This window comes from Halosimplex rubrum (assembly GCF_013415885.1).
Taxonomy (GTDB): domain Archaea; phylum Halobacteriota; class Halobacteria; order Halobacteriales; family Haloarculaceae; genus Halosimplex; species Halosimplex rubrum.
In genome coordinates this window covers 2,857,052-2,882,342 of the sequence record NZ_CP058910.1, presented here as the reverse complement: position 1 = coordinate 2,882,342, position 25,291 = coordinate 2,857,052, and the positions used below count along the sequence as shown (strand labels likewise).

The 25,291-nt window shown below is 59.7% G+C and carries 28 protein-coding genes and 3 pseudogenes; 13 read left to right on the top strand and 18 right to left on the bottom strand.

What is annotated here, in order from left to right; translation table 11 throughout:
* The first annotated feature begins 72 nt into the window (after positions 1-72).
* Positions 73-1,073 (top strand): IS630 family transposase gene (locus HZS55_RS14420; RefSeq protein WP_179908206.1). Its coding sequence is split into 2 segments (ribosomal slippage): positions 73-565 and positions 565-1,073, totalling 1,002 coding nucleotides; the frame shifts between segments, so codons are not numbered across the junction.
* Positions 1,074-1,252: 179 nt separating this feature from the next.
* Here HZS55_RS14420 and HZS55_RS14415 read toward each other — a convergent pair.
* Entirely contained in the window at positions 1,253-1,576 is a 324-nt protein-coding gene (locus HZS55_RS14415; RefSeq protein ID WP_092893735.1) for a hypothetical protein, read from the bottom strand.
* Positions 1,577-1,714: 138 nt separating this feature from the next.
* Here HZS55_RS14415 and HZS55_RS14410 point away from each other — a divergent pair, with 138 nt between their 5' ends.
* The gene (locus HZS55_RS14410) at positions 1,715-2,641 is read left to right on the top strand and encodes a helix-turn-helix transcriptional regulator (protein ID WP_179908304.1); all 927 of its coding nucleotides are present in this window, start codon (positions 1,715-1,717) and stop codon (positions 2,639-2,641) included.
* Positions 2,638-3,441: a DUF6036 family nucleotidyltransferase gene (locus HZS55_RS14405; protein ID WP_179908303.1), complete on the top strand. Its 804-nt coding sequence runs from the start codon at positions 2,638-2,640 to the stop codon at positions 3,439-3,441. Before HZS55_RS14410 ends, HZS55_RS14405 begins: the two co-directional genes overlap by 4 nt.
* A 15-nt stretch (positions 3,442-3,456) precedes the next feature.
* Here the strand turns inward: HZS55_RS14405 and HZS55_RS14400 are convergent, their stop codons facing one another.
* From HZS55_RS14400 to HZS55_RS14390, 3 genes are all read right to left on the bottom strand, one after another.
* Positions 3,457-4,275, bottom strand: a complete 819-nt coding sequence (locus HZS55_RS14400) for a hypothetical protein (protein ID WP_115864276.1) — start codon at positions 4,273-4,275, stop codon at positions 3,457-3,459.
* Positions 4,276-4,385: 110 nt separating this feature from the next.
* Complete coding sequence (locus HZS55_RS14395; protein WP_049987708.1) at positions 4,386-5,315, bottom strand: M78 family metallopeptidase domain-containing protein; 930 nt, start codon at positions 5,313-5,315, stop codon at positions 4,386-4,388.
* A gap of 88 nt (positions 5,316-5,403) precedes the next feature.
* Positions 5,404-5,751, bottom strand: a complete 348-nt coding sequence (locus HZS55_RS14390) for a hypothetical protein (protein ID WP_049987709.1) — start codon at positions 5,749-5,751, stop codon at positions 5,404-5,406.
* Between the two features lie 212 nt (positions 5,752-5,963).
* Here HZS55_RS14390 and HZS55_RS14385 point away from each other — a divergent pair, with 212 nt between their 5' ends.
* Together HZS55_RS14385 and HZS55_RS14380 are read left to right on the top strand one after the other, a co-directional pair.
* On the top strand, positions 5,964-7,289 hold the full coding sequence (locus HZS55_RS14385) for a hypothetical protein (protein ID WP_049987710.1): 1,326 nt from the start codon (positions 5,964-5,966) through the stop codon (positions 7,287-7,289).
* A gap of 115 nt (positions 7,290-7,404) precedes the next feature.
* Complete coding sequence (locus HZS55_RS14380; protein WP_004054295.1) at positions 7,405-7,710, top strand: putative quinol monooxygenase; 306 nt, start codon at positions 7,405-7,407, stop codon at positions 7,708-7,710.
* 97 nt (positions 7,711-7,807) lie between these two features.
* Here HZS55_RS14380 and HZS55_RS14375 read toward each other — a convergent pair.
* Positions 7,808-8,044 (bottom strand): annotated as a pseudogene (locus HZS55_RS14375) (DJ-1/PfpI family protein); the annotation flags it as partial.
* Positions 8,045-8,064: 20 nt separating this feature from the next.
* Here HZS55_RS14375 and HZS55_RS14370 point away from each other — a divergent pair.
* On the top strand, positions 8,065-9,735 hold the full coding sequence (locus HZS55_RS14370; RefSeq protein ID WP_246308267.1) for an MBL fold metallo-hydrolase: 1,671 nt from the start codon (positions 8,065-8,067) through the stop codon (positions 9,733-9,735).
* A 120-nt stretch (positions 9,736-9,855) separates the two neighbouring features.
* On the opposite strand, the gene HZS55_RS14365 is transcribed toward HZS55_RS14370, so the two are convergent.
* The 5 genes and pseudogenes from HZS55_RS14365 to HZS55_RS14345 form a co-directional block, all read right to left on the bottom strand.
* On the bottom strand, positions 9,856-10,290 hold the full coding sequence (locus HZS55_RS14365) for a hypothetical protein (RefSeq protein ID WP_179908302.1): 435 nt from the start codon (positions 10,288-10,290) through the stop codon (positions 9,856-9,858).
* A gap of 8 nt (positions 10,291-10,298) precedes the next feature.
* Positions 10,299-10,832, bottom strand: a complete 534-nt coding sequence (locus tag HZS55_RS14360) for a DUF7342 family protein (protein WP_179908301.1) — start codon at positions 10,830-10,832, stop codon at positions 10,299-10,301.
* Between the two features lie 157 nt (positions 10,833-10,989).
* Positions 10,990-11,283, bottom strand: a complete 294-nt coding sequence (locus tag HZS55_RS14355; protein WP_218927225.1) for a hypothetical protein — start codon at positions 11,281-11,283, stop codon at positions 10,990-10,992.
* A 348-nt stretch (positions 11,284-11,631) separates the two neighbouring features.
* Positions 11,632-12,735 (bottom strand): annotated as a pseudogene (locus HZS55_RS14350) (phage NrS-1 polymerase family protein); the annotation flags it as partial.
* Positions 12,736-12,739: 4 nt separating this feature from the next.
* Positions 12,740-13,000, bottom strand: a complete 261-nt coding sequence (locus HZS55_RS14345; protein ID WP_179908299.1) for a HalOD1 output domain-containing protein — start codon at positions 12,998-13,000, stop codon at positions 12,740-12,742.
* A gap of 121 nt (positions 13,001-13,121) precedes the next feature.
* Here HZS55_RS14345 and HZS55_RS23040 point away from each other — a divergent pair, with 121 nt between their 5' ends.
* Positions 13,122-13,388 carry a MarR family transcriptional regulator gene (locus tag HZS55_RS23040; protein WP_394353534.1) on the top strand — a complete coding sequence of 89 codons (267 nt, stop codon included), beginning with the start codon at positions 13,122-13,124 and terminating at the stop codon, positions 13,386-13,388.
* Here HZS55_RS23040 and HZS55_RS14335 read toward each other — a convergent pair.
* The 8 genes and pseudogenes from HZS55_RS14335 to HZS55_RS23110 all read right to left on the bottom strand — a co-directional run bounded on the left by HZS55_RS14335 (position 13,385) and on the right by HZS55_RS23110 (position 17,159).
* Positions 13,385-13,894 (bottom strand): hypothetical protein, encoded by a 510-nt coding sequence (locus HZS55_RS14335; RefSeq protein WP_179908297.1) that lies wholly within the window; start codon positions 13,892-13,894, stop codon positions 13,385-13,387. The two genes, HZS55_RS23040 and HZS55_RS14335, sit on opposite strands and share 4 nt — an antisense overlap.
* Complete coding sequence (locus tag HZS55_RS14330) at positions 13,891-14,487, bottom strand: DUF7437 domain-containing protein (RefSeq protein WP_179908296.1); 597 nt, start codon at positions 14,485-14,487, stop codon at positions 13,891-13,893. Before HZS55_RS14330 ends, HZS55_RS14335 begins: the two co-directional genes overlap by 4 nt.
* A 139-nt stretch (positions 14,488-14,626) precedes the next feature.
* Positions 14,627-14,968, bottom strand: a complete 342-nt coding sequence (locus tag HZS55_RS14325; protein WP_179908295.1) for a type II toxin-antitoxin system PemK/MazF family toxin — start codon at positions 14,966-14,968, stop codon at positions 14,627-14,629.
* Complete coding sequence (locus tag HZS55_RS14320) at positions 14,965-15,324, bottom strand: MarR family transcriptional regulator (RefSeq protein WP_179908294.1); 360 nt, start codon at positions 15,322-15,324, stop codon at positions 14,965-14,967. Before HZS55_RS14320 ends, HZS55_RS14325 begins: the two co-directional genes overlap by 4 nt.
* Positions 15,325-15,414: 90 nt before the next feature.
* Positions 15,415-15,750, bottom strand: a complete 336-nt coding sequence (locus HZS55_RS14315) for a DUF7558 family protein (protein ID WP_179908293.1) — start codon at positions 15,748-15,750, stop codon at positions 15,415-15,417.
* The gene (locus HZS55_RS14310) at positions 15,750-16,040 is read right to left on the bottom strand and encodes a hypothetical protein (RefSeq protein WP_179908292.1); all 291 of its coding nucleotides are present in this window, start codon (positions 16,038-16,040) and stop codon (positions 15,750-15,752) included. The genes HZS55_RS14315 and HZS55_RS14310 overlap by 1 nt, the downstream gene beginning before the upstream one ends.
* Positions 16,041-16,313: 273 nt before the next feature.
* Positions 16,314-16,541: pseudogene (locus HZS55_RS23035) on the bottom strand (hypothetical protein); the annotation flags it as partial.
* A gap of 465 nt (positions 16,542-17,006) precedes the next feature.
* Positions 17,007-17,159 (bottom strand): DUF7837 family putative zinc-binding protein, encoded by a 153-nt coding sequence (locus tag HZS55_RS23110; RefSeq protein ID WP_449405174.1) that lies wholly within the window; start codon positions 17,157-17,159, stop codon positions 17,007-17,009.
* Between the two features lie 1,547 nt (positions 17,160-18,706).
* Between HZS55_RS23110 and HZS55_RS22830 the strand changes: the two genes are divergently transcribed.
* The 6 genes from HZS55_RS22830 (at position 18,707) to HZS55_RS14285 (ending at position 25,164) form a co-directional block, all read left to right on the top strand.
* Positions 18,707-18,829 carry a hypothetical protein gene (locus HZS55_RS22830; protein WP_281372712.1) on the top strand — a complete coding sequence of 41 codons (123 nt, stop codon included), beginning with the start codon at positions 18,707-18,709 and terminating at the stop codon, positions 18,827-18,829.
* 27 nt (positions 18,830-18,856) lie between these two features.
* Positions 18,857-19,045, top strand: coding sequence for a hypothetical protein (locus HZS55_RS22650; protein ID WP_246308265.1), 189 nt, complete (start codon positions 18,857-18,859; stop codon positions 19,043-19,045).
* 2,839 nt (positions 19,046-21,884) lie between these two features.
* The gene (locus HZS55_RS23030) at positions 21,885-22,400 is read left to right on the top strand and encodes a winged helix-turn-helix domain-containing protein (protein WP_080505586.1); all 516 of its coding nucleotides are present in this window, start codon (positions 21,885-21,887) and stop codon (positions 22,398-22,400) included.
* Between the two features lie 646 nt (positions 22,401-23,046).
* On the top strand, positions 23,047-23,433 hold the full coding sequence (locus tag HZS55_RS14295) for a DUF7344 domain-containing protein (protein ID WP_245851447.1): 387 nt from the start codon (positions 23,047-23,049) through the stop codon (positions 23,431-23,433).
* A complete protein-coding gene (locus HZS55_RS14290; protein ID WP_179908291.1) occupies positions 23,430-24,131 on the top strand; it encodes a hypothetical protein in 702 nt (233 codons plus the stop codon). Before HZS55_RS14295 ends, HZS55_RS14290 begins: the two co-directional genes overlap by 4 nt.
* Positions 24,118-25,164, top strand: coding sequence for a hypothetical protein (locus HZS55_RS14285; RefSeq protein ID WP_179908290.1), 1,047 nt, complete (start codon positions 24,118-24,120; stop codon positions 25,162-25,164). The genes HZS55_RS14290 and HZS55_RS14285 overlap by 14 nt, the downstream gene beginning before the upstream one ends.
* The last annotated feature ends 127 nt before the right edge of the window (positions 25,165-25,291 follow it).

Below are 25,291 nucleotides of genomic sequence, written 5' to 3'. Positions count from 1 at the left end.
AGTTAGTTCATCTCTAGATTGGTTCTATAGTAACCGTTAGAACTTTCTGCTCAGAGATGGTTACTGTGATCAATGGACCATCTCGACGAGATCTCCGTCGAAGAGCTCCAAGACGCCCTCGACAACGTTGAGGGAAATAAGCCGACACAACGGTTGTTAGCGGCGATCGCGTACAAGAACGGCGTGACGCAGACCGAACTTGCAGAGTGGCACGACACCGGTCGAAGAACGATCTACAGCTGGCTGATGCGACTTGATACGGACGAACCGCTTGAGCAAGCCGTCTCTGATGCTCATCGATCCGGGAGAAAACGAAAGCTCTCAGAATCACAGCAAAATGAATTCGAACAAGCCGTTCACCAACCGCCCGAAGAAGTCGGGATCGACGCGCCGGCGTGGACGCCGGCGCTCGTCCAGGAGTTTCTTGAAGACACCTACGGCGTCGAGTACTCCTATCCGAGTTGTCGGCGGTTGCTGAAAGAAGCTGGATTGAGTTATCAAAAACCTCGTCGTACCGCCGCCGAAGCCGAGGAATCCGACCAAGAGGAGTTCCACGACGAGATCAAAAAAAGCGAGCGGAGATGGACGCCCAAATAGTCTGCATCGATCAGACGAAGAAATCGGTCCAGGTCGAGCCGCGTGCCGCGTGGTTTCCGCGCGGCACGCGGCCGAGCGTCGAACTTTCCGGTCAACGCGACTGGACGTGTCTGCTCGGCGCGATCACCGAAGATGGTGACTGCTTTTTCTCCCGATTTACCGAATACGTCACCGCCGATCACGCGAAACATTTCATTCTCGCGTTATGCGAAGAATTCGAAGAGGATTTGATCGTCGTGCTGGACGGAGCGCCGTATTTCCAGGCGTCGGCCGTCACGGACCTAGCGGCCCGTGACGACCTCGCCTTCGTGACGTTGCCGGCGTATTCGCCGGAACTCAATCCTGTCGAAGAGTGCTGGCGACAACTCCAAGACGCTCTGAGCAACCGATTCTTCGACTCGCTTGAGCAACTGACCACCGCGATCGATACCGCTCTCGACCAACTGTCGCTCCCAAATGTGAGCAATTACTTCTAACAACTACTATAGGTCAACAGAATTAGTGGCTGCATAGCACTATCGTAGTCTCTCCCTACGCCGTCGTGGAGAAACGACGGAAACGCGGGGGGTGTGGTCCCTTCGAAATCAGCGTCACCCCCTCCACCAACATCCAGTTACGACGGAAACGTGGGGTGGGTGTCCTCCATCATCGAGTTTTACTCGTCCGGGTTGACCGGACCCTTGTACTGAGAACGAATCTTCTCTCCCTCTCGCCACTGCCAGTAGTAGTAGCGATTGTCGTTGATTTCCTTGATCGTGATCGTCGCTTTGGCAGGGACGTCGTCCGGGAGATCGTCCGGTCGCTCTTCGACCTCTTCTTGATCTGCCGACTCCTCGAGACGGGCCTCTCGTTCCTTGTGCTCGGCGAGCGCTTCAGCGTACGTCGCAACGTCTCGGAGCTGCTCCGGGTCCGACTCGTTGAGCGTGTTGACGATCTCCGTCGGGAGGTTGGCTGGTGGGGTCGGGGGTTCGTAGGACATCGGCTACTCTCGTGTTAACCAACACGGCCCACGAATTCATAGTTTTGTTGGTTAAGACGATGGAGACGGCTCTCGTGCCTGCTGACTGTAACACTACTCGAAACTTCTTTATATACAAGTTTCGTATTCTGTTACACCGTGCTCCGGCGCATCGAACTCGAGGTCCTCGCCACGGTCGACCGTGGCGACACGATCTCCGAACTCGCGACGAAGCTCGACCACAGCGAGAGTTACCTCTCTCGTGCCGTCGCCGACCTCGTCGAGAAGGGACTCGTCTACACGGAACGCGACGGCCGGCGAAAACGAGTCATCCCGTCAGACGCTCGTGCCGTCGAGCTCTATCAGGACCTCGTTCGTCAGCACTCCCACATCGACTTCCCCGAACTGCTGACGGGCAAGGCACTCGAAGTGCTGTACTACCTCGACCAGCCGCGAACCGTCTCCGAGATCGCCGACCGGAGCGACAACTACCGCAACACGGTCAACCGGGTCCTCAAGCGGTTTCGCGACCGTGGGCTCGTCGGGACGGCCGACGGCCGCTACGAGTTCAACGCCGATTTCGACCGCCTCCACGAGTTCACCCGTGAACTCGCACACCATCTACATCGCCAGCGCCTCGAAGCCGTCGCCCCGAAGGGCACGATTCTCTGGGAGGACTACGACGAATTCCTCGCCCAGACCGAGACGGAAATCGACGCAGAGGCGTTCCACGAAACCGGCCTCGCTCGGTTCGCGGCCTTCGACCTCCAATTCCTGCTCACCGGCCATCGCTACTACTTCCACTCCGAGGATCTCGACGCAGTCTCGCCGGCGGAACTTTGCTGTCACACGCTACTGATCGACGACGGCAGCCGCCACCGCTCGTACTGTCTCCTCCTGCTCAGCCACGTCGACGTCGACGAGGAGGACCTCCGAGAGCAGGCGGCGAAATATGGTCTCGAAGACGAAATCGACGCCTTGCTGCGCTACCTCGAGACGTACGGGGAGGTTGATGACGAGCAGCTCCCGGAGTGGGATGAGTTCCAGGAGCTGGCGGCTGACTACGCGGTGCCACTACCACAATGAGACCCACATTCGGACGCGAGTACATCGAGAACGAATTCCAGCGCATCGGGGACGGGCTATCTGAACCGCTCACGGTCTACCTGATCGGTGGTGGCGCGATGTCGTTACGAGACCTCAAGGGGGCGACGAAAGATATCGACCTGGTCGTCCCAGATGGCGACGCGTACGGCCAGCTGTGGGCCGTCCTGATGGACCTCGGGTATGCGGAGGTCCAGTCGCTGGATCCAGATTATCGGGCGCTGGGGGCGACGAGTTGCGTCGAGAACGACGATGGGTGTCGCCTCGATATCTTCAACCAGCAGGTCGCGAACAAACTCGTGCTCACCGACGGGATGCAAGAGCGCAGCGAGCAGTTCCTCGACACGGATCGACTGACGGTCCGCCTAGTCAACAACGAGGATATCTTCCTGTTCAAACTGATCGCAGGCCGCGACGACGACATCGAGGATATGAATATGCTCGTGCAGGCTGGACTCAACTACGACGTCGTCCGGGCCGAACTCGAGGCGCAGATCGACCGGCTCGGCGACGACCAGTTCGCCACCTTCGCGAACGAGGCCCTGGTCGACCTCGACGAGCGGTACGGGGTGACCACGCCGATCGAGGACCGCGTCCAGGAGCTGACGACCCGGTACTACCGCGGGCTCGAGGTACTCCAGATACTCGATGAACCAAAGACGGTTGACGAATTGGCGGCCGACCTCGAACTCGATACGGCGGAGGTCGTGGAGCGAGTCACGTATCTCGAGGAGTTCGACCGGGTCTCCCGAGATGGTGAGACAGTCCGTCCAGCGGAGTAGATCGCCGGGATTCACTCAGGAATCCGAGGGAAGTCGACCGTCCGGTCGCGGGACACGTCCCTGCTTGATTTCGTGATCCGCCCGGCGCATATGTTTACATCCACCATCGGGCGTTCGTTGCGTCCAGTCTGGACAGGTACAGGATTCGCTGATCACATCCACTTCGTATCGATTCCCGGACGCTGAGTGAATCTCGTAGCGGCCGCCCTTTTCGAGCAGCGAGACGGCCATCTCTTCGTCGACGGCGCGTCTGGTTCGCGGTTCGAGGTCGTCCTGCTGGCTTGAGTGCTCCGTGACGACCATCCGGTCACGCACGTCACCTGTTTGTCCGCCATCCGGCGCAACGGCGGCGTCAGGTCCCTGGAGGCGATCTGGAAGAAGTTCTTCGACCGGATGCCCTTCCGGCCAGAGGAAGTGGATTTCGCGCCGTTCGCGATGGTCGTAGGAGCCGCAGGCGGCAGCGCTGCCGGTCCAGACGCGCCACGCGCCGAGGGCGCCCATCACGTCGACGATCACCCGCGGGACGGTCTCGTGCTCGTCGGGGTAGAACACGCGGAAGCGAGTACACGCTTCTTGCGCCGGTACCGTCTCCCACCACTCGACGTCGGCGCTCCAACTATCAAACATTGCCTCGTCCTCCCCGTACCCGACGGTCACGCCGTCGATCTGCGGCACGTCTGCTGGTGCATCGTCAGACTCGCCTTCGAGCAACCGAAGGATTGCGTATCTGAGATACTCGTGCGCTGGATTGTCCGTCGACCGGGCGACCTGGTCGTGCTGGTCTGCAACTCGTTCCGCCTCGTCGAGGACGGCGGTTACATACTGGTCAGTCATGATTCGTGGAGACCGGAATGCGCCTCCGCCCCTCGGCGGGCGCTAAAAACTTAACCAACGCAGAACGGTATTAGCGTCCAGATGTTGGTTAACAGGCGAGAACCGCGCGTTCAGCTCTCTGTAACCGTTCCGATGATTTCCTGAGCCGTCGAACTGATCCGACTGAGACGATCCTGAATCACGTCCGGCTCATCACCTTGCCACGCGGCTAAGTAGAATGCGGATCCGCTCGTGTCGAGATCGAAATACCGACCGACGATGTACGCGACGGCTTCGGCTTCGACCTCGCGTTTCGCCCGCTCGGTCTCGTCGGTGACGTCTGCGTGGAGGAGCGCGTGAGCGAACTCGTGGATGAGCGTCACGGCGAGATCGGCCTGATTCGTGCGGGCTTTCGCCTCAACGACTGGTTGGAGATCACGCTTACTCCGGTATTTGCAGACGCCCTTGGCGTCGCCATGCTCCCAGTCGACAGCGTCGACGATACGGACCGTCACGTCGATCTCAGCGGCTGCATCCTCGAGTGCGGGTACTAGGTCGTCGGCATCGCCAGTCGCCTCTGTCTCCAACTCGGGAAGCGGCTCACCCTCGGTCTGGGACACGTCGAAGACAGCCGTTGGTTTGAACCCGACAAGCCCTTTCGACCACTCGTCCGGCGCCGTCTCGTCGTACTCACAGCCGCTTTGCTCGTGGTAGCTGGGCGAATTTTCGCACTCAGGACATTGCGTGGTGATGATCGGGGCCCAGATCCAGATCGCCTGCTCGCCCTCCTGGACGTGCCGGTCGAACTCATTCCGCCAGGTGTTGTACCCCGCGACCTTCGTCGCGTCAGGGCACTGGAGATTGATGAGGAGTGTATTCCGGTGCGAATAGTCGTGGAACCGGGATTGAACATCAAGCCACTCCTGGAACTCTGAGCTGGACTGCGCGTCCTCGACGTCTGCAACGAGGTCGTCGATCCAGTCTTCGATGGTACTGTGCATCTCGTCGTGTCGGGCGTCGGTCTCCTCGAACGAGACCGACGAGTCACTGGCCGTAGCCATAATATTCACCGAATCGAGTTCACGGCGATTGCGTCAGTTCAGGACGCGCCGCACCCCTTGGGGGCGCACAAAAAACTCGCGGCGGCGGTCACCGCAGGACTGCTTTCTCGTCAGCGAAGCCGACCGCGACGAGGTACTCGAGGAACTCATCGAACTGCTCCACGTCGCTGGGCGTGTCGGTCGCGAGGTGTCGCGCCCACTCGGTGGCCCACTGGAACGCGGGATCAGTCCCGCCCTTCCCGTGGATGTACCACCAGCGAGCCGCTTTCAAGACGACGAGCGGGTTCGTCGGCGGCTGCTCACTTGCGAGTCCACGAGTGATTGACCGGATCTCCTCGGGAACTTCGGCGGGCTCGACCTCGCCGGATTGTGTGTTCGTGATATCGACTGGAATCGCATCGATCGAGACGTCGTTCACACGTTGTTGTTGACTCACGGGAATTCACCTCAGTCTGAAGACTCGTTATCGAGCCTTCGCCCTCTTCGGGGGCTCGAAAAACTGGACGACGGCGTCACACCGGCAGGAAGAATCCGCTCAGGGTTACGGAGTGACTCCGTCGCACCCTGTCATAGAATACGCTCGTGCCCCTCTTGGGGTGGTGTCTGCAACGGGAGTGAAATACCACCCTCTCTTACTGGCCACTACTCATGCACGAAACCGAAGAAAAGACGCTGAACAGCCTCGTACCACTCGGTCTAATTCATGCGTTTCAGAGTTGGTTTCGCGGGTTTCAGGGCCAGCGGGTCGGAGACCCGCGGCCCTGTCCGAAGTGCGGTGAAACCACGGTCTGGAAGAACGGCTACCGAACGGATCGGCTCTTCGCCATCCTCATCACCGAGGATGGCTTCGACGAGATCACTGTCGAGATTCAGCGGTATCAGTGCTCCGAGTGCAGACATTCCTACGATGGCGATATCGGGGAGCTGTTCTACGAGGACTGTGAATACGCCAAACCAGTCGTTGATCTCTGCCTGTTCCATGCGGCGAAGAATCCGTTCCACGCGTGCGAACGGATTCTTCAGAATCAGTACGGTCTCCAGGTTGACCGCGATACGATCCAACGCTATGCCGAGCTGTTCGGCGACGAAGTCGCCGAGCAGCACAGCGTCACGATTGCCGGCTGCATCCTCTCGATGAACTTCCTCTCGCTGTTGTTCGGTGTCAGCACCGTTGACGAACTCAAAACCGAGTTCGCCGACGAACTCGCTGCCGAGGACATCGACGGTCTCGTCGGGGTCGCCGACGAGACCTATCCGGCGAAGAAGGGCGCAAAGAAAGACCTCTACGAGGAAAATATGCGCCGGAAACAGGAGGGAGAAAACCCGAAGAAGTGGCCGGAAGGGTTCACTGTCGGATGTTCCTATCTGACTCAGCTGGGTTGTTTCGCCGGACTCCAGTGTCGGAACACCGCCTTCGCGCGAGCGCTGGCGCTCGCGCTCGTCTTCCCGCTCTTGGGTGTGGATTATTGGCTCACCGACGACAACGACTGCTACAACGACATCTTGCCGGATCGGGTGAAGTGTCTCGTCCACAAGCTCCGGACACGCGCTCGCAGCGACGAGCGCGTGTCCGAACTGCACGAGGCGGGCGAGTTAGAGGAGTTGCGGGAGTATCTCGAAGACGAGTACGAGACTGCGTACGAGGAGATAGTGGCGACACTCCGTGAGGAGCACCCATCGTTCTGGGACGAGGACGAAGAAGAGTTCAATGGGCCAGTGAGTACGAATGCAATCGAAGGGGGGAACTGGCGGCTGAAATACGGCCTTGGAGTCCCGTACGCGCGGTGCCATGCGGCACGCGCGCGTACATCGTTGTTGGCGCTGCGTGAATCGATGTCGACGTTCACAAACGGCGAGCCGGCGGAGAGCTTCGCTCACCGCCACGGCTCATTTAGCTTTGAGCAGGTGTTGGGTGAGTCCTCGACACAGCCGCTACCGCCCCGGAAAGAAGATCACGTAACTCAGGCGGCGTAAGAATCGGAAGGAGGAAGCAGCGGGTAAGGCTCTGCGTTTCACCCGAGTACTCCTCAGCACCTGAGCGTCTAGCATAAATAGTTATGTGAGTTGCGCACCTACCTACGGACTGGGTATGACCGACGCAAACGTCGCCCTCCTCGTTCGACTCCAAGCACAGTCCGGCAAAGAATCCGATGTCGAGGAATTCCTCCGTTCGGCACTGCCGATGGCCGAGGAAGAACCGGACACCACCACGTGGTTCGCGCTCCGCATGGACGATTCGACGTTCGGCATCTTCGACACCTTTCCGGATGAATCCGGTCGGGAAGCGCATCTCTCGGGCGAAATCGCTGCTGCCTTGGAGGAAAACGCGGACGAGCTGTTCGCAGAACCGCCGGAGATAGAAGAAGTCGACGTACTGGAGGCCAAACTCCCCTAACATCTGAAATTGGACAGACAGAAGCAGCAAAGACGAATCTCACATCTCGTTCACGAACGCCGGACGTGGCGATGGACCCTTTCGCGCTACCGCGCCGTTAGTGGCGACCTTCCTCGAACTCCTCGATGATTTTATCACAGAAGGCGGGGATGTCGTCGGGCTTGCGGCTGGTCACCAGTCCCTCGTCGACGACGACTTCCTCGTTGACCCACTCGCCGCCCGCGTTGCGGATGTCGGTCTGTAAACTGGGGAAGGAAGTCAGCGTCCGACCCTCGACCACGTCGGCCTCGACCAGCGTCCACGGGCCGTGGCAGATGACTCCTGCACGCAAACCCGTATTCCGGGCGCGAATCCGTGCTCCTCCGGGTTGATGGATTGCTCGCCGACCAAACAGTCTGCGTGCTCGTCGATGCTGGAGCGAACGTGTCGACTACTGATCTCCTCGACGAGGACGCCAATGAGTATCTCTCCGCGGTCTGCTTGACGCACGCCCATCTCGATCACTACCAGTCCCTCGGCACGACCCTCGACCACGCCGCACCAGTGTACGCCGCCACTGATACCGCTCAGATGCTCGAGGATGTCTTCGCAGCTGGCGCGGACCACTACGAGCTATCGAACACTGACCGCGTTCTCGAACAACTGGAACCGATTGCAGAATGGACGCAGGTCGTTCCAGGGCTCCGTGTGCATCCCGTTCCGGCGGGACACACGCCGGGCGCAGCGGGCTTCCTCTTCGACGTCACTGACGGCGACGAACGACGAACGATTCTCGTCACCGGTGATTTCACGAACCGTCGCGCTGCCGGCTATCCCGGCTTCGATCCCGACCTGCCCGTGGACGTCGACGTCCTCGTGCTCACGGCCGCAACCAGTGAGGCGTATGAACCGACGCTCACCGACGCAGTCGCCACGATCTGTGAACGCGTCCGGGCTGGCTCGACGGTTCTCGCGACGGCCAGTGGCCTGACCGGGCTCCAGATAGCGTACCTCCTCGGGCATCTCGCCGACCACCGCGACGAGACGCTGCCGATCACGCTTGTGGGCCACGTCGCAAAACTCTACGACCGCCTCGACTATACCGTGCCGAACGTCGAAGCGACACCCGAATTTGCTGACCCAACGGATGTACTGGCGGCGGACGGCGTGACGATTGCCGGACCGGAGGTGCCGGTCGACGGGAGCGCCGAACGGCTCTTCGGAATAATTTCGGACGACCCCGGGGCAACACTCGTCCAGCTCATCAACGGCGGGAGTTTCCCGGTGACGAGTGCGGCGTGTACGACCTACCAGTTTTCGCTCAGTAATCACCCCACTCCGGAAACCCTCGACGGTGTGGTCGAGGGCCTCTCGCCAGTTCACGTGGTCATCACCCATCAACAGGGGGCGGCCGCGGACCAGTACAAGGACAAGTACGATAGTTTCGTCTGGGCGACCGACGACACGACCTGCTATACGTTACTGGACGAGTCGGGCTGGACACCGCCCCCGTGGGTGACGGAATCAACAACCCGCCGCGTGCAGGCCGGGACGAACACAAGTGGACGGCAGCTCGGCGACGCGGTCGAGGACCTAGAGATGCCACTCCCGAACGTCACGCGCGTCGATGACGTCGATCTCGGTGCGGAAGGCCTCGACCTGGAGCGGCTTCGTGATCGGCTCCCCACCGGACGCGTGGGACAGCCGCCGGACGGCGCCAGTGACGACCAGCAGGGTGACGACGGTAGTACGGCGGCGACAGAAAGTGTGCGGGCCGACGGGATGGCCGGTGAGTGGGCGGGGACGACCGATGAGCCGGATGTCGAGACGGCACTCACGAGTATCGACGCTCGGCTCGAGCGAATCGAAACGGCAGTGACCGATCGAGGAATTGGTGCTCGTGTTGTCGACGCTGGCGATGACACCCTCCTGCTTCGACTCGACAACCCGCCAGAACACCTCGAACATGGCCAGCGGCTGCGCGTGCTGCTTCAAGACGGGGTGGTCTCGGAGAATGCCGACGGACACGCTGACCGTGAAAGCTAGTCGAATCCACAGGTCGGTTCATGCACGGGGAGGATGGCCGCACCGTCACCGAGATGGGTGAGCACCGTCGTGCGGCGTACGCTGTTCGACGAAACCGAATGGTCGCGATTGCCGGACCGCCTACTCGTGCCATAACTGGGTGATTCGGTCTTCGACCTCGTCAAGGACGAGCCTCAGCACATCACGATGATCGGTCGGCCATGAGGCATCGTCGCCGGGCGTCGGGGCGGTCGGTGGGGGATGAAAGTGGTCTCGTGTATTGTGGGGGTTCGGATGCTGGTCCCACCGGCACTCCCAGGTACTCTCCGGATGTATCTCCCGATAGTGAATTTTGAAATCGTCGTTCGTGTACCAGCGAACGGTAAGAGTAGCCTCGTCGACGGTCGCTGGATAGTACGGCGACGCGAACCGGACGTACAGTTCGAGATGGCCGCTCGCGTCCGTGATGGTCGCCTGTTCGACTTGCTGTGTCGCTCGGAGACGCGTCTGTAGAAACTCGAGGATCGGACGGTCGATGGGGGCAGGGCTGCCCCCATCGCCAGCTGGCGGTGCCATCGCTGGTCCTACCCGGACGCCTGTTCGCCCTCGGCACCGGTGCGTTGCTGGCGGGCGCGTTCATAGCGCTCGCGCTCTTCCCGAGCGGTTTCCCAGTCGCCGAGGTCACTGTACACGTCGTCGATCGTCCGCTCGTCGCTCCCCTCCGCGACGGCGACGGCGTCGACCGCGGCCGGCGTCCCGGCGTCGTACACCGCTTCGTAGTCGGTGATTCGCGTCGTCAGCTCGCGAACGCGTACCTGTAGTTCCTCGACAGAGTGGTCTGCGGCGAGCTGGTTGATGCGGCGCCACTCGAAGTACGCGTCGTTGCGTTCGTAGGTGGCCGGATGCCCGTCGTGGCGCGTGACGATGCCGAGGTCTGCGAACCAGTCGAGGTACTTCCGGGCGGTCTTCGGGTCACAGTCGACGCGCTCCGTGATCGCGCTCGCGGTGGCGGGCTCGCGGGTCTGGAGGATGGTTCCGTAGATGCGCTGTTCGACATCCTCGCCGCTGAAGGCGTCTTCAAACGGCGGCGGTCCATTCGTGGATTCTGAATCGGCCATACGTGTTCTTGTGCCTCGATGGATATAGTTCTTGCTTCAGGGAATAGTTTCCCGATCAACGCGGCGAATGGGCTACCAGCTGGGTAAAGTTGAGCGGGACACCGTATTAACCAACAACTCCAGAAGGCTGGCGCGATTGTTGGTTAACCTGACGGGCTCAATTTCGTCGGAGCGCTCGAGCTGGTTTGACGCTAAACGTATCCGCACCGTCGACTGGGGTGTCGTGACTGCGATCCGATGCCAGCGATGATGACCGCGTGAGTCGGGTGATGAGTTCCTCGCGAACAGCCTGCCGGCTGACCGTCGACTCGTGCCACCCGAGTCGCTCGTCGTAGTGGCGTTTCTGGAACGTTTCCCCGACGTCGTCGACGGCGATAAATTGCGTTCGCTTCGCTCCCCACACGTTCGCGGAGACGTACTCCGCACCGACCTCTTCGTGGGTGAGTTCCACAAGAGCGCACTCGACGAGTGAGACGATGGAGAGCTGACTTCTCTCGTTGGGAACCGTCAGTTCGAGATCCCCCCACGGTGCTTCACTTGCTTGCTCTGTCTGCTCGTTACGTAGTTGTGGTTGCTGTCGCTTGTGTTCTGAGGACATGGTAGTTCAGTGGGCGCTCACTGCGCCCCCTCACCCCTCTGGGGGTGACAAACTCCACCGCGAATCGCCTCGTGATTGAGTACTAGGGTCGATACCACGGTCTCGCTGGTGCTGTCGCTCAGAATGCGTACGTTGCTCCAGGCAGTTCGAAATCCCGTCACCCCTCACGGGGAGGATAAACGCTACGTCGCGGTCTCGCCGTTACTCGGAGCCACTCCCGAACAACCGTTTCGTCCGCCCCCAAACAGACGCTGTCTCGGACTCATCATCGCTCTCGCTCGCAGTGACCGCTTGCTCTTCGTGGGTCCGGTCTGTCTCTCGGTCACGATCTGCGAGTTCTTCCGTGAGCCGCTCGATCTCTGCTTCGAGTGTCTCGATACGCTCGTTTTTCTGTTCGAGCGTGGCCTCGAGTTCGTCGACACGGTCGGTTAACAGCCGATTTTTCTCGGCCAGATACGCGTGACTACGATCTGATTCGTCACGTCCGGCATCGGTAGTCGACGTACTCGAACTGGCGTGGGATTGCGTGGACTCGTCGCCCGAGTCGGGATCATAGAACTCCGAGGTGTTCGCAATCGCCCGCTCGATGGTCTTCTCCCCGTACGTCGACCCATCCGCGTAGTGGACTTCATCCCACTTCTCCCGGAGCAGCCCTGACTGGCGAAAGAGCTGATCTACCTGTGTTTGGTCGCCGCCGGTCCAGAACGCCAGCAGATAGCAGAGTGCCATGTCGGCTTCCGACTGGCTGTCGTATCCGACCGTGTTCCCGTTCCAGAGTCGCTCGAACTTCGTCCCATTCGACGCGTTCGTTGCCTTCTCGAGAATCTCCTCGTCCTCGAGGTCAACGTCAACCCCGCCTCCACCGTTCGTTGCTGACTGCTCGTCAGTAGTGCCACGATACCCGGATTCGGACTTCACATCGCTATCAGTGTCATGGACGTACTCGCGGTGAATCGCTACGAGCGCGTCCTGTCGGCGTGCAACGTGAGTGGGAGTCTCCTCAACGTGGTTGCCAGTAACGGTGAAAAAGCGCGCGGTGTCGTACAGTTCGATACTTCCGCGGCGGTTTCGGCCCTCCGGTAGCTCTCCGGTGATGAGCACGTGGTAGCCGGTGCCGGATGGCGAAATCTCCGTATAGGAGTCGAGTCGCTCAATGATGTCCAGCGCCGCGTCGTCGACGTCCCCGGTCTCAGGATCGCGGCAGTCATCGAGATCCACGCCAACAATCGGATCATCGTCAGTAAAGACGAAGCCAACGCCATCAGCATTCCCTGTTTCGACGTACTCGAGTGCCGTCTCGAAGCTGTCGTTATTCGTTGACGCACTCGGACTCATCCTCGACGATGACGTCGACACCGTCCGGTGAGACCTCGAGTGGAATCCCTTCGACAGTAAACTGGACGGCGATGTCCCCATCGGATGAGGCAAGCAACTGTTCGAGCGCATCGATGTCCACGTAATCGTGGAGTTGATAGCCGTCGTCTTCGAGCCCGCATGTCTCCAGTGTCTCGATGATCTCGACGACGAGGTCATTCGGTCCGCCCGAACTGTCCGCTGGAGGGGAATGCATCTGAACACTCGGGGCTTTGGGTGACAGACGTTTAAAACGTTAGGAGTCAACCACAGAAGCGATACGCTCCTCTATTTGACTTAGCGCGTTCGGGATAGTGTCGGCGCAACCAGAAGCGATTATGCGATTTGACGCCGACTGGATGTCTCGCGCCGATGACCGCATTCTGGAGCATCTCTCTGAGGACGGCCCTGATACCCCCAAGGAAATGGCTGATAGCGACCGCGTCCGGTTCTCCCGGCAACACATCAACGCCCGCTGCAAGACACTCGTCGAATATGGACTCCTCGTCCACCTCGGCAACGGTGTCTACGACATCACACGAGAGGGCGAGCAGTATCTCGCCGGCGACCTCGACGCTCGTGACCTCGACCACGAACAGCGTTAGCTGTCGCCGGCGACCAGGTCTTCGATGAACCGGAAGCCGTTCACGTACGTCACCGAGTCCCCGTACCCTTCACTCGCGAGTACGGTTTCGGCCCCATCGCCGGCCGCGATATCTGTTGTGTAGATGTAGACCTCGGCCGCCGACCCCGCACTGAGATGCTGGGCAGCGAGGGCGGCGAGGGCGGCGTCGGCACGTTCGACCTCGTCGGCAGGGCGGTCGTCCGCGTTCGCGATGTACCGCTGGACGCCGTCCATCACCCGCGAGACGATCGGCTTGGAGAACTCCAGCGGCGCCGCAACCGTCGCCCAGCCCTCGTCGATCGCGGCGTCGACAGGTGGCGCTTCAACGTCGGGCTCGTCGACGGTCAGCTCCTCGTACACTCGTTCGGGCAGGACGAAGGTGACGTCGTTCCGTCGAGCGCACCGGCGAACGGCCTGGTAGCGGCTGTTCGAGGGCTGCCCCATCGCGACGAACAGGCCGGTGTCGGCGATGTGGAGTGCGCTCACGCGTCGTCAGCCGCGTCGCCGTCGATGTCCAACTCGTCGAGTCCCGCCCCAGACTCCTCGGTGTCGTAGTGCTCGTGGACGACGGGCCGGAGCGCCTGGAGGATCATCTCTGCAGCCAGCGGCGAGATGTCGAGGTCCTCCGCCATCAGCCGGTGGGTCACTTCCCCACGCTCCCGAGCAATCGCGTAGGTGAGCGCGGTCGCGAGGCCGGCGACACCGTGGCGGTCGATGTAGGTGTCGATGTCGGCGTCCGTCTCGCGGCGGCCGACGGCGTCGATGAGCGCCGGCGTGATCGTGTACTCGCGGTCACCAGCAGCCGTCGTCACGGTCAGGTCGATCTCACGGGGGGCGTATCGTCGGGGTTGCTCGTCGTCGGTGACAGTGAGGACGCCGGCGTCGACGAGCCGGTTGACGTAGCTGTAAGCCGTTCCCTGGGCGAGTTCGAGGTCGTCCATCACGTTCTGGACGGTCGCCTCGCCCTCCCGGGCGAGGTACGCGTACAGCTGGGCGAGCTGTGGCTCCTCGAGGAGGTCCGCGACCGAGAGGAAGTCCTGGACGATGTCGCCGTCGGCGCGGTTTGCGTCGTGTTCCACGGTTTCAATTACAGTTTACAGTGAATCAGTAAAAGGTGTTTGGGGTGCCGCTGCTGGCGTCACGTGCCGCGACCACTCGAGAATCAACTGACACAGGACGTACTGACGGGCTGATGGCTACCACGACAAGCGGTGGTTCTTACGCGGAAATGTAGTCAGTCAGCTGGTTCACCACGTCCTCGATGCGGTCGTCGACGAGCGAAGTCAGATAGTGGTCGACGTCTGCAGTACTGGTGAGCGTCGCAACCGACCACGGGAGGACGTGACTTCGTTTCCCGAGTGAGTCACCCGCGTAGTCGTCATCTCGGAGTGTGAGTGACTCCTCGTGGTAGGTCTTCGTGGAGATGAGGACCGTGATGAGTTGCACGCCGTGGGTCGGGAATTGGGGAGTTCCGAGCACGAGCATCGGGCGGCCTTTCCCCGAGAGCGGGTCGCTCGCCCAAACGATGTCGCCACGTTCCAGGTCTTCGAATGCCGTCACTGTACGTCCTCCAGCTCGTCGGTCTTGAGGTCTTCAAGCCGCTCCTCGCCGTACTGTTCGTCAGCCGTCTCGTGGTGGCGGTGGAGCCGATAGGCGGACTGCAGCCGTTCCTCGTCGTCCGTGATTGCCCAGTACGGACGCTTGTGTCGCACGAGCCCGCGCTCCTTCAGGCGGGACAGAATCGCACTGACCGCGTCCGTCTCCAGCCCGAGTTGGTCGGCGATCGTCGTCGCCTTCCACGCACGGTCGTCGTGCTCGTCGAGGAACAACACGATCCGCTCGGTATCAGTTCGTTCCTCGAAGTCGTCGGCATCCGCGTCCTCGAACTCCTCGATATCGATAGCGCCGCTCGACATAGACAAGTGTTGGGACTGTTGGAACATAGCTGTTTGGACTGTTTGTTGTAATCTCTGTGGGGAGTTCCCTGTTTGGGACGCGGGATGGAGTCACTCCGCTGGCGTCGCAACAAGATGCTCCTCGAGGTCGCACGTCCAGTACGTCGCGAGCCCACCTGGACTACAGCGGGCGCACAACTGCAACGGGCCTTCGAGATGCCCGAGTTCGACCCGGAACCGGGTCAGTGCTGCGAGCGTGTTGACGACCAGCCCACAGCCGTCACAGGCGACGTGATCGCGCTCGTCGGGATCCGGCTCCGTCTGAATCGCGCAGTCGTCACAGATCGGGTGGGTGACCCGCTCGTCCTGTCCCCAGGTATGGGCCTCTCCAGTCTTGGTTCCGGGCGGCGCGTCGCAGAACGCACAGCCGACGAGGGTTTGCTGCATCACTCGCCCTCCGCGTCGGCGTCACGGCCGGCCGTCCAGCCACGGTGGAAGACGGCTAGTTGCGTCGTCAAGTCGAACGCGGCGCTGCTGGGCTCGTGAACCAGAACTTGGTCCTCGGCAACCGGAGTGACGACGTCCGCGTCGACGAGGTCGCTGACCAGGTTCTGGGCCGTCCTGTCGTCGACGTCGGCCGTATCGGCCCCGGCGGCGTCGGGGTCCTGGGCGAGCTGTTCTTTCTCGAACTGTTCGTAGTCGCGACTCGTGTCGTCGTGCGGATCGGGACCAGGCATAATGGGTCACGCAGCGCACGCTGTCGTGCGCTGCACGCCTCCCGGCGTGCACGAGAAACGCGTTTCTCGTGCGCACACCAGAACGCTCCGCGTTCTGGGGACGCCGACAAACAACTCATAGCGTACAGATTCGGTCCCTCCTCGGATCGCCCGGCCGCCAGGGTACACTCACTCGAGGAGTCGGGCGGTGGGTGGGGCGAGGGAGTGGACCCAGCCCCACCGTTAACCAACACTGTGCCGGTATTGATCGGGAATATTGGTTAAGTCTAGTCCCTACGGCGTTCGGAGCTCTCGAACTGGCTTCACGACGAAGGTGTCTGGCTCGCTGGCTACTCCCTCACCTGACCGCTTCGCCGGTGTCGCGGGCGACTGCGTGAGCTGAGTGATGAGCTCGTCGCGAACGGCTCGGCGAGGGATGGTGGTCTCGTGCCAGCCCTGCCGGTCGTCGAAGTGCCGTTTCTGGAACTGCTCGCCGTCGTCGCCGCTGGCGACGTACTGCGTCCATCGTCGAACCGGCTACGACTGCTGCCCGTATCCTCTATGCTCCTTATTTCAGTCGGACTGATCCACGCCGACTTGCGGTAATACGGGGAGTAACTTCTCAGAACGAGCGGGTTCTGCAGTGTAGTCGAAAACGGTGAAGCGGTGTATCGCCGGTGCTCCTCCATGGGGATGGAGGGCGAAGGGTGGTGACAGGTAATCTGGCGGCAGCGGTCTCAATTCTGGCGCCAACTTGGCGATACACACGGTAGTGGTTACTCTCGTTATGTGTATTTTCTGAACACTCTAATATTTTCCACAGCCACCCCCACTCGCCTTCGCTATCTCCCGATGGGGCTACTCGCGGCAATTTTCGGCACCTACAGCACCCGAACCATCCTAACCGACCCCCGTGAATCGCCCCCGGAGACAAGTCCCTAGGCCCTCAGCCCCCGCCGCCCGTAGACCACGTAACTGACGTGAGTTTCACTCAGGCGCAACGACGTCCTCGCAGCTGGGGCACTCCGCCCAAAGACCGTTCTCGCCGTCGCTTGTCTCATATTCGACAAGCAGCCACGCTTGGGTAATTTGGTCGCCACAGTCCGGACAGTAACCAAGCAGCGACGTGTTTGTGGTCATGGAACGGGGTGGACGGAGCGTATGACTCGTCCGTCCATCTCTATGTTTGATTGCGTATCTCTAATGGTTTCGACTGTTCCAGCGGCTAGCAGACCGAATTGTGGGCGATTACGTGCGGCCAATACGTCTACATACCGTCCTGCAGTGGGCCTATGGATGATGGGGGTTCGGACACTCCTCGCTCGCCTCCGTGCAATCAACAAGGCTGACAGCATCGTTGAGTGCCGGCACTGTGGGACGACTGTCACGCCCGAGGCCGATGAGTGTCCAGCGTGCGGCAGGCGTGCGTTTGCTCAATATGATGTCTCGTAGGATGTACGCTGTGTATGGAGTAGATTCGGTGAAACGCATCCTCTGCAGACGGTCCCACCGAGGCGGGGAAGGACCAATCGGGAGGGGTTATCGGACGATGAGAACATGCGCAAGCAACCGGTTTGATGTAGTAATCCGTTCGTAGAGCGCATATATCCTGATTAAACCGGGTTTTAGGGGGATTTTACGAAGCTTTATTTGATGGTGGAATTCAATATTGAATAAGTAAGCCCCGGTAGCATGGAGAAGCCGTCTGTCGCGTGCGGCAGGTGGAAGATATCAAAGGTTGCAACCCATGTAGGTCGCCTAACACGCGATCAGGCCGTCATCGTGGTTCGGACTGTCCGCTCTAGCTGGGAGCGGACGCCCGAATTCCGATCGGCTGCCAACGGAATCTGGAGTACATGGTTCACTCGGAAGCACCAACTGCGAGGCTCCGAGGCGGATGCCGGCGGAGAAATTCCGTCGATAGTGAGCAACACTGTAGCTACCACCCAGCCGCAAGGCTGCCGATCCCCTCTCCCCCCCTCCCCCCCTTTTCTGGCTACGGGAGAAATTTAGCATGGATATTTGGTGTGCTATAGTAATCACAGTCAGCAGCGAAGAGCTAGGATAAGAGCTGATGTCCGTAATGAGGGCGTTTAGAGAGATTGAGAAGGATCGGTTCGAGACGGGAAGTTTGTAACTCCCGAGTGGGGTGAGGTGGGATTGAAAAGGAATGTGACGGCCACGACCCAGCACGGTGTTGTTCTGGCGTGGTCGCCCCATCACCTCCTGCCTCTGAATCACATGCAATATCTTCCCCAGTGGCAACACACCGCCACCAAGTTGTATCAACTCCTGACCCAGCCCGTACTGTTTCGAGGCCCACGATGACGCGGCGGACGCGTCCCGAACAGGGACAGACCACGCGCGAAGCACTCGAGATGCACCTCGCACAAGCACTCACTCGCTGTGAGTCAGCCGTCGTCCGTGCCCATCTGGAGGCCGCGTTGCGGCAGTGTCGTGACCTCCCGCCGACGCCGCTCGTCGAGTGCCCGGTCTGTGGACGAGTCGGATTACCAGAGCGAATCCAAGCACACGACTGCCCGGGGATGGCTCGCGATTAATAACGACAACAGTAGACACTCCTCGACGAAATCTCGGACGCGCTCAGTGACGAAGGCTACGGAGTTTTCCACAGGCTGGAGTTCGTCTCGCTTCGGGAGAACGGCCAGCTCGCGCCGAACTCCACGGTGTCCAAGCAGTACCTCAAAGGGAAGAAAGCAGTTATCCGGGCGTACAACGAGGACGACAACGAGATCGCAATCATCCCGCTGGAGGAAGACTACGACCGGACGAACGTCTACTCGCTCTAGTGGAACGATGATCGTGTCTCCATGTCGGTGAGCGGGTTCCTCAAGCAGCACAACATCAAGCCAGACCAAACGATTCGGTACCCGCCGGAGTGGGACGAAGACATCGGTAGCGTGAAAGTCCCCGGTGCGCTCGTCATTGACCTCGGCCAAGAGGGCGAGGTCTCCCCGGCAGCGAACGACGGGGCGGACGAGGAAGCTGACGGAGCAGAAGCGTAACCAGAGTCGTTGGGCTGGCTCTACAGTTCGGCCAGCATCTGCTCGAACTCCGTGGACGCGAAGCTCAACGACACTCCACAACAGGCATTCTTTTCGGACACGCCAGGATCTCGGGTACCGGTAGCCACCGCACCGCCATAGCCGTCACCCCGGCCTCGGCACGCGACCGCTGGTGCCTCCCACCCTCGGCGTTTTCGCAATCTTCGCAGAATCTGTACGCGAACTACTCGCAGTCTTCGCAGATTTTGTTCGCAACGGGTGGAGAACGCCTCCGCGTCGGCATACACACGACAAACCTCGGGGGTCGCGTCGATACCACGTAACTGGTGGCGCGCTCCTCGCGTGAACATGAGCCTGAACCAATACCAACCGTCGATCAAGCTCCGAACCTTCCCGAATAGCACCACCCCATATCACGATTCTTATACTAACGGCAGTCAGAGCACGCTCTAATTACCAGACGGCGGCCGAATCATCGGAACACCTCATTAGACGTGTAATTACCGGACGCACCCCCAGTTTGGATGCTCTCTCATTACACCCGAAACTGGATCAACAGCTCCCCCAAGCCAAGCCGTAATTACAGGACGGCGTCCGAATTGCGCCTGCTCCTAATCAAACCCCTAATTACACCACGGGGCGCGGATTACCGGGGGTTCGTGATTACCGGGATTTTCGGCGTCTACTACCGACGATAACAACTGTAATTACGGGACGGCAGCAGGATTGACGCACCCACTCATTAGATGGCTAATTACGGGACGGCGATGGAATTCAAGGTAGTCGTAATAACCCATGAACCAGCGGCTCAGACCACCCCTAATTACCAGACGGCAATCGAATCCGACCCACCCATATTATCTTATACGTTTTAGACTACATTTCCACTAATTACGGTATGGCGGCAGGATTAACGGGGGTAAATCATTACTCTGGAGGGGCCGAAATCGAGCGAACACGTTCAGCCACAAACTGAGAGCCTTCGATAGCATCTCTAAAGCAATCTCTATTGCTCGAACATGACCAGCCGAAATTACACAATTAGGGTTCAGGGGAGTTGAAGTTCCAGTGGGTAGTCGCGTGGCGGCTGATTCAGGCAGAGCCGAGGAGCCGGCGGGGGAGAGGGGTGGAGTGGGAGCGTAGGCGATAGAGGTACTACCAGATTGTTGATAGTGGAGGGAACCCTGGGGGAGCGCACGGGTGGAGGCGGGGCAGAGGCGCGGCGAGGCGAGGAGGACAGGAGGCGTCAACGGCGAGGTGTGGCGTGGACGATCTCGGCGGCGGCGACTGGCGAGGGACTGAGTTGAGAAGACAGCGAGGAGCGAGGAGGCGACCGGCGGCTTCGGTGGACGACGTCTGGTGAGCGCAGCGGCGGGGGAGATCGTCTGGTGAGGGGTGGGGCTACGGGAGTCGTCTGACGAGGACCGAACAGCGAGGATGGGTGGCTGGCGAACGAGTGGCGAGGTGGTGGGTCCGTCGTGGCTCGGCATGGGCGGGGGACTGCTGCGGTCGCGCCGGGGGGCGGCGATTCGGGGAGTGGTCTGGACTCGCCATGATGGGGAGTCATCTTCGCGGCGAACGGCGACGGAGAACAGCTGGGTCCGGGGCGACGAGAGAGGGGGCGACGGCGACAGCATATGCCGGAGGCGATGTCGCGTAGCGAGAGGGAGGAGGCGGCGTCTCGAGAGACGATGGGGTTTGGGTGGAGCGAGAACAGCGGAAGCACTGGGGTCCGGGGGCGGCGATAGCGACAGCGACGACGTCGGCGTCGACGACGAGGGCGATGGCGAGGAGCAGGAGCGAGGGTGGGGGATTGGGCGGGAGCGAGAGCGACGACGACAACGACGGCGGCAGCGGTTGGTGGGTGGGGCGGGGAGCGGAGGGCGACAACAGACGGCGACAGCAGACAGCGACAGCAGGAGGGACAGCTCTCGACGGGCGACGGCACTCGAGGGTGGGCGCGGCGGACCCCTTCTCTGACTCGGGAGAAGGGGAGCGAGAAGGATGGTGGGTGGGGGTTGGTGTAGAGAGCGGGGGGATAGTCTCCCCGCGTTGCCGTGGGCGGGCTGATCAGGGCGGAGCCGAGAAGCAGGACAGGGCGGGGCCAGATGATGAGCGCGGCGGCGGGGAGTAGCCGGGGCCGGCAGAGAACGCGGAGTAAGGCCGAAGTTGGCAGTCAAGAGTAGGGTTTAAACATAGCTATAGGAGCTGTCAACTAGAGTCTCACAGCCAAGTAAGGTTCGAGGGGTAGGAGAATATTCTAATATGTGTCGCTTCGACTTATTTCCCCGTCCTGCTGGGTGCACACGTTTGGGCGATCTATGTTCACAAAATCGCTTAGAACTTTTAGCCGAAAGAGATAGTAGTAAAAATTCTATTTTTATTAGTGGTTCAGAACGATTCGGACAGTTCCTTTGTGGTGACTTCTCTGATAGCCGACTACCGTATTGGGGGTGTTGTTCGGTTATCTGGCGAATTACTGGTCCAGTTGTCACAACTCCGACTGGGCGTACGATATGATTTTCTCGCCAAATCACGAATTGAAATGTCAAACTGATTTTGTGAGTGTGGTTATTATGCTCCTCTCCAAATCGCACGGAGTGTATTGAATTTATATTAAGCATACAGTATTACTAGATAAGATGCCTGAGTGCGGGTGATTCTATTTCGCAGAGGGTTGGAAATTTGGGCTAAAATTCCGGCCATTAGTGGTCTCTGGAAAGATCTATGGCAGATTACAGTCCAATCTAAATAAATAACTGAAGATATCCTTCAATCAATTGGAAAATGAAGAAAATATTATAATAATTCGGCTCTGACTACTAATTAGAACGATAACATGGAACCAGATGACCCACGACAACAGACCCTTCAGATGAATCGTAAAATCTGGGTTTGGGATACAGCCGAAAACCTACGAGAAATGTATTGGGGCAACGGAATGACCCTCAAAGACATCGCAACGAAGGTGGGGGTTTCGATAACAACGGTCCACCGGCGAATGAAAGACCGCAAAGTTCCAACTCGAGGCCCCGGACCATGGACCAGACGCAGTACCTTCCGGACGAATACTGATGGCAACGAGGAAGCGTCCGGATCACACAGATCAGTCGACATCCATCAACTAGTTATGGTCGCTGAGCATGGCACCAAAGCTGTGTACAACCGTGATGTCCATCATCAAACGAAGATTGCCTTCGATAATCGTCCGACTAATCTCGAATTGCTATCGCACAGTGAACACACAACCTTGCATAACAGGTTAGAAACCCATCCTGAAAATCAATCAACGCTCTTCAAATTCGCAGCTAATGGGGAAAACAAACCAGATTATTTGGAATCGGCAAACACATAGTTCTAAAATCAAATTCTACGTTCCGAGGGCTAGAGAGCCGTACTCGTCACGTCCGAGAACGAATCTCCCGTAACCACTATTAGGCACTTGCGGATAAGTCAGCAAGTGCGATTTACGTGCTGATGTTGTCGATGTGGACTTAGCCGACAATCTGTTTCCATACTTCCGGAGCGCAAGCGCCTCCCCGGATCACTCGTGTTGTGAGTGGTTTGTTTTTAGCTACCGGTAGGCGTGGAGTGTGATTTACTAAGTGATTAAGCATACGGACTGATTCGAGCGGTAAAAGTACTCAAAGACCGGAATTCGGCGTGCGAGGTTTGTGGTGCTGATATAAAAGCTACAATCGCTCCTACGCCAGACTAGCACGAGTCCAGCGGAATCCCCCGGCGTCAGGACGCCGGAGGGTTCGTGCTGCCAGACGGATGACAGCAAGCCAGAATACCCGTGTCAGGAGTGATAACTCTGTCTCTCAGAACACCACTCCGGACACCGACCCACAGACACACCGAGTCGTACAACTCGCACATCAACCCCGTGAAGCGACCACGAAGTCACAGATACGCCAGCAGGCCCGCCTTGACGAAGGCGCATTCCAGAGAACGCGACAGGCCCATCGAACGACGCACCGACGAGGAGGGCGAGCTGCATGACCGCGACATCCAGCGAATCGGCGTCACTTGCCATCCCAATGGATCCTGATAGCGTATTCGATGCAATCGGGAACCGTCGCCGTCGTCGCGTCCTGTTGTCCTTGTCACGGGCTCCCGATGAAGTCACTGCTGACGAGCTTGCGGTCGAAATCGCGGCCATCGAAAACGGAATCGACCCCAGCAAAGTCGGGAGCGACGACCGAACCCCAGTCTACATCGCATTGACCCAACGGCATCTTGAGACGCTCGATGGGGTCGGCGCGGTCGACTATGATGACCGTTCGAAGACTGTGACTTCGACGGACGCGACGGAACCGCTCGCCGAATACATTCGTCGACTCCAGACGGCCTGCTACAAGCCCAAGTCGGAGGAATCCACATGACAGACACCCAAGCGCACGCCCTCGCGACGCTTCGAGACATCGATGGCCGTTTCCACCGGCTCTTTGAGGCGGTCGATAACACGGATGAGACAGCAGCCACGCCAGTCCCAGACCCAATCACCACACTCCGACGTGCACGCTCGCAGATCGACGCTGCGCTCTTTGAACAGCACCGTCGAACAGACGACAACCCACTCCCAGATGGCGGCTCGTGTGTCCTCCAGTGGACTCCAACTACGTCTCCACCGCGGCGGCTCGTTCTGGAGCCCGACGGCGACGGCGATAGCTGGACGCGGCGTGAACTCGAGTGGACAGGCGCTGGCTGGCGCAGCTGTCGTCGCGACACCATCCGTGATGTTGCGATTAGCGCCCCCGCGGAACCACGCTACCCAGACCCCGTCGATCCGCCAACACTCGACACGCTTCTCGCCTTGATTCGCGGCACCTGGACGAATCCGGACCCGGCCGTTCTCGTCTTCGATACGGCCGGGATGACTGAACAGGGCGTCCTCGTGGCTGTCGAGGACGAACTCCGGTATCGAGGAGCCGATAGTCACCAGTGGTACACCGTCACCGACGAAGCGGAACTCTCTCATCACGTCCAGAAGCAGGGTCAGCCGACCGTCCAGTCGCTCTCGGAGACTTCGCTGACGCGCCAGCACTTTACGCCGAGTCCACTCACCGATGACGACGGATGAGCCCACTCCAGAGGGATACGATGACCGCCTGAGCCTGCTGACGAAGACAATCGAGGCACTCCGTGAAACACTCGAGCGCGATCATTCGCTTCCCACTGACCAACGGATGTTCGCCTGCCGGCTCCTCTTCCTCGCGAGCCAGCCGATCACTGAAGCCGAACGGATTCTGCCCGAGCCAGACCGAGATGTTGACTCAGCAGAAGATCTAACTCCCGCTTCATGGGATGACTACGCGGCTGCAGTCATCAACATCGAACGGCAGTTGTGCTGGCTAGTTCGCTCACTCCGTGCTGTACAGCCGGCAGCCCACCACTATGACGAACCACCTGTCGAGAAGTTCACAACAGCCCTCGAGTACGCGACAGCCCTTCGAGACATTCTGTCATCGGTCCCGGAAGATAGTCCAGTTCTCGCCGACAGAGAGGATATCAACCTTGACAACGTTGACCCGCACGTCGGGGGGCGTGGGAATGGTGATGGGCGGTGGCTCGAGTATCAACTTGAGCGTGCACTCGGACGCTGGGGATACCGTGCAGCGACACGCCAACACCTCTATAGTATGGAGATTGATGTCGTCGCCAGACGGAGTGAGAAACAGCAGCAGCCAAGCGACTGGATTGTCGCCCAGTGTAAAGACTGGACAGACGACCCAATCACCCCGACAGCTCTCTTCCGGTTGTGTACGGTGGCGTTTGCCTGTCGTGCGATGCCAGTGCTCTGTCACACGACCGAGTTGACGCCTCGAACCGAGAAACTGGCGCGTGAACTCGAAGTGCGCGTGCTTGAGCTATCAGACTTAGAGCGTGCAGAGCTGCCTGCCCCACAGATTGCCAAACCAACGATGGAATTCCGAGAATGGGAGCCACAGTACCGCGCTCGCGAGCATCGTGGCATGTTCCCGTTGATGTTCCGCAGCGAGCCAGGGAAACGCTTCAGCTACGTCCCCGGGTTCAAGCCAGTCGGCAACGACGCCGATTACGAACCGATCGAGAATGATCGGGATGACGATGCGCATCCCGCTGCTGGTCATTAACTCTCTACAGGATTGGACACCGAGTGTCGAATTATACTTCTACTGGCCAGGAGCGAAATTCTCTGAAATGTTCTTCGGAGATCTGCTTAGGCATATCCATCTGCGAAAATCGTATTATCGTCCGCCG

Coding starts and splice junctions, on each gene's coding strand:
- HZS55_RS14380 (WP_004054295.1), top strand. CDS start 7,405: ATGACCGACGCAAACGTCGCCCTCCTCGTTCGACTCCAAGCACAGTCC.
- HZS55_RS14290 (WP_179908291.1), top strand. CDS start 23,430: ATGACAGACACCCAAGCGCACGCCCTCGCGACGCTTCGAGACATCGAT.
- HZS55_RS14295 (WP_245851447.1), top strand. CDS start 23,047: ATGACCGCGACATCCAGCGAATCGGCGTCACTTGCCATCCCAATGGAT.
- HZS55_RS14315 (WP_179908293.1), bottom strand. CDS start 15,750: ATGCAGCAAACCCTCGTCGGCTGTGCGTTCTGCGACGCGCCGCCCGGA.
- HZS55_RS14285 (WP_179908290.1), top strand. CDS start 24,118: ATGACGACGGATGAGCCCACTCCAGAGGGATACGATGACCGCCTGAGC.
- HZS55_RS14310 (WP_179908292.1), bottom strand. CDS start 16,040: ATGCCTGGTCCCGATCCGCACGACGACACGAGTCGCGACTACGAACAG.
- HZS55_RS14320 (WP_179908294.1), bottom strand. CDS start 15,324: ATGTCGAGCGGCGCTATCGATATCGAGGAGTTCGAGGACGCGGATGCC.
- HZS55_RS14400 (WP_115864276.1), bottom strand. CDS start 4,275: ATGACTGACCAGTATGTAACCGCCGTCCTCGACGAGGCGGAACGAGTT.
- HZS55_RS14360 (WP_179908301.1), bottom strand. CDS start 10,832: ATGGCCGATTCAGAATCCACGAATGGACCGCCGCCGTTTGAAGACGCC.
- HZS55_RS23110 (WP_449405174.1), bottom strand. CDS start 17,159: ATGACCACAAACACGTCGCTGCTTGGTTACTGTCCGGACTGTGGCGAC.
- HZS55_RS23030 (WP_080505586.1), top strand. CDS start 21,885: ATGGAACCAGATGACCCACGACAACAGACCCTTCAGATGAATCGTAAA.
- HZS55_RS14405 (WP_179908303.1), top strand. CDS start 2,638: ATGAGACCCACATTCGGACGCGAGTACATCGAGAACGAATTCCAGCGC.
- HZS55_RS14345 (WP_179908299.1), bottom strand. CDS start 13,000: ATGCATTCCCCTCCAGCGGACAGTTCGGGCGGACCGAATGACCTCGTC.
- HZS55_RS23040 (WP_394353534.1), top strand. CDS start 13,122: ATGCGATTTGACGCCGACTGGATGTCTCGCGCCGATGACCGCATTCTG.
- HZS55_RS14385 (WP_049987710.1), top strand. CDS start 5,964: ATGCACGAAACCGAAGAAAAGACGCTGAACAGCCTCGTACCACTCGGT.
- HZS55_RS14395 (WP_049987708.1), bottom strand. CDS start 5,315: ATGGCTACGGCCAGTGACTCGTCGGTCTCGTTCGAGGAGACCGACGCC.
- HZS55_RS14415 (WP_092893735.1), bottom strand. CDS start 1,576: ATGTCCTACGAACCCCCGACCCCACCAGCCAACCTCCCGACGGAGATC.
- HZS55_RS14365 (WP_179908302.1), bottom strand. CDS start 10,290: ATGGCACCGCCAGCTGGCGATGGGGGCAGCCCTGCCCCCATCGACCGT.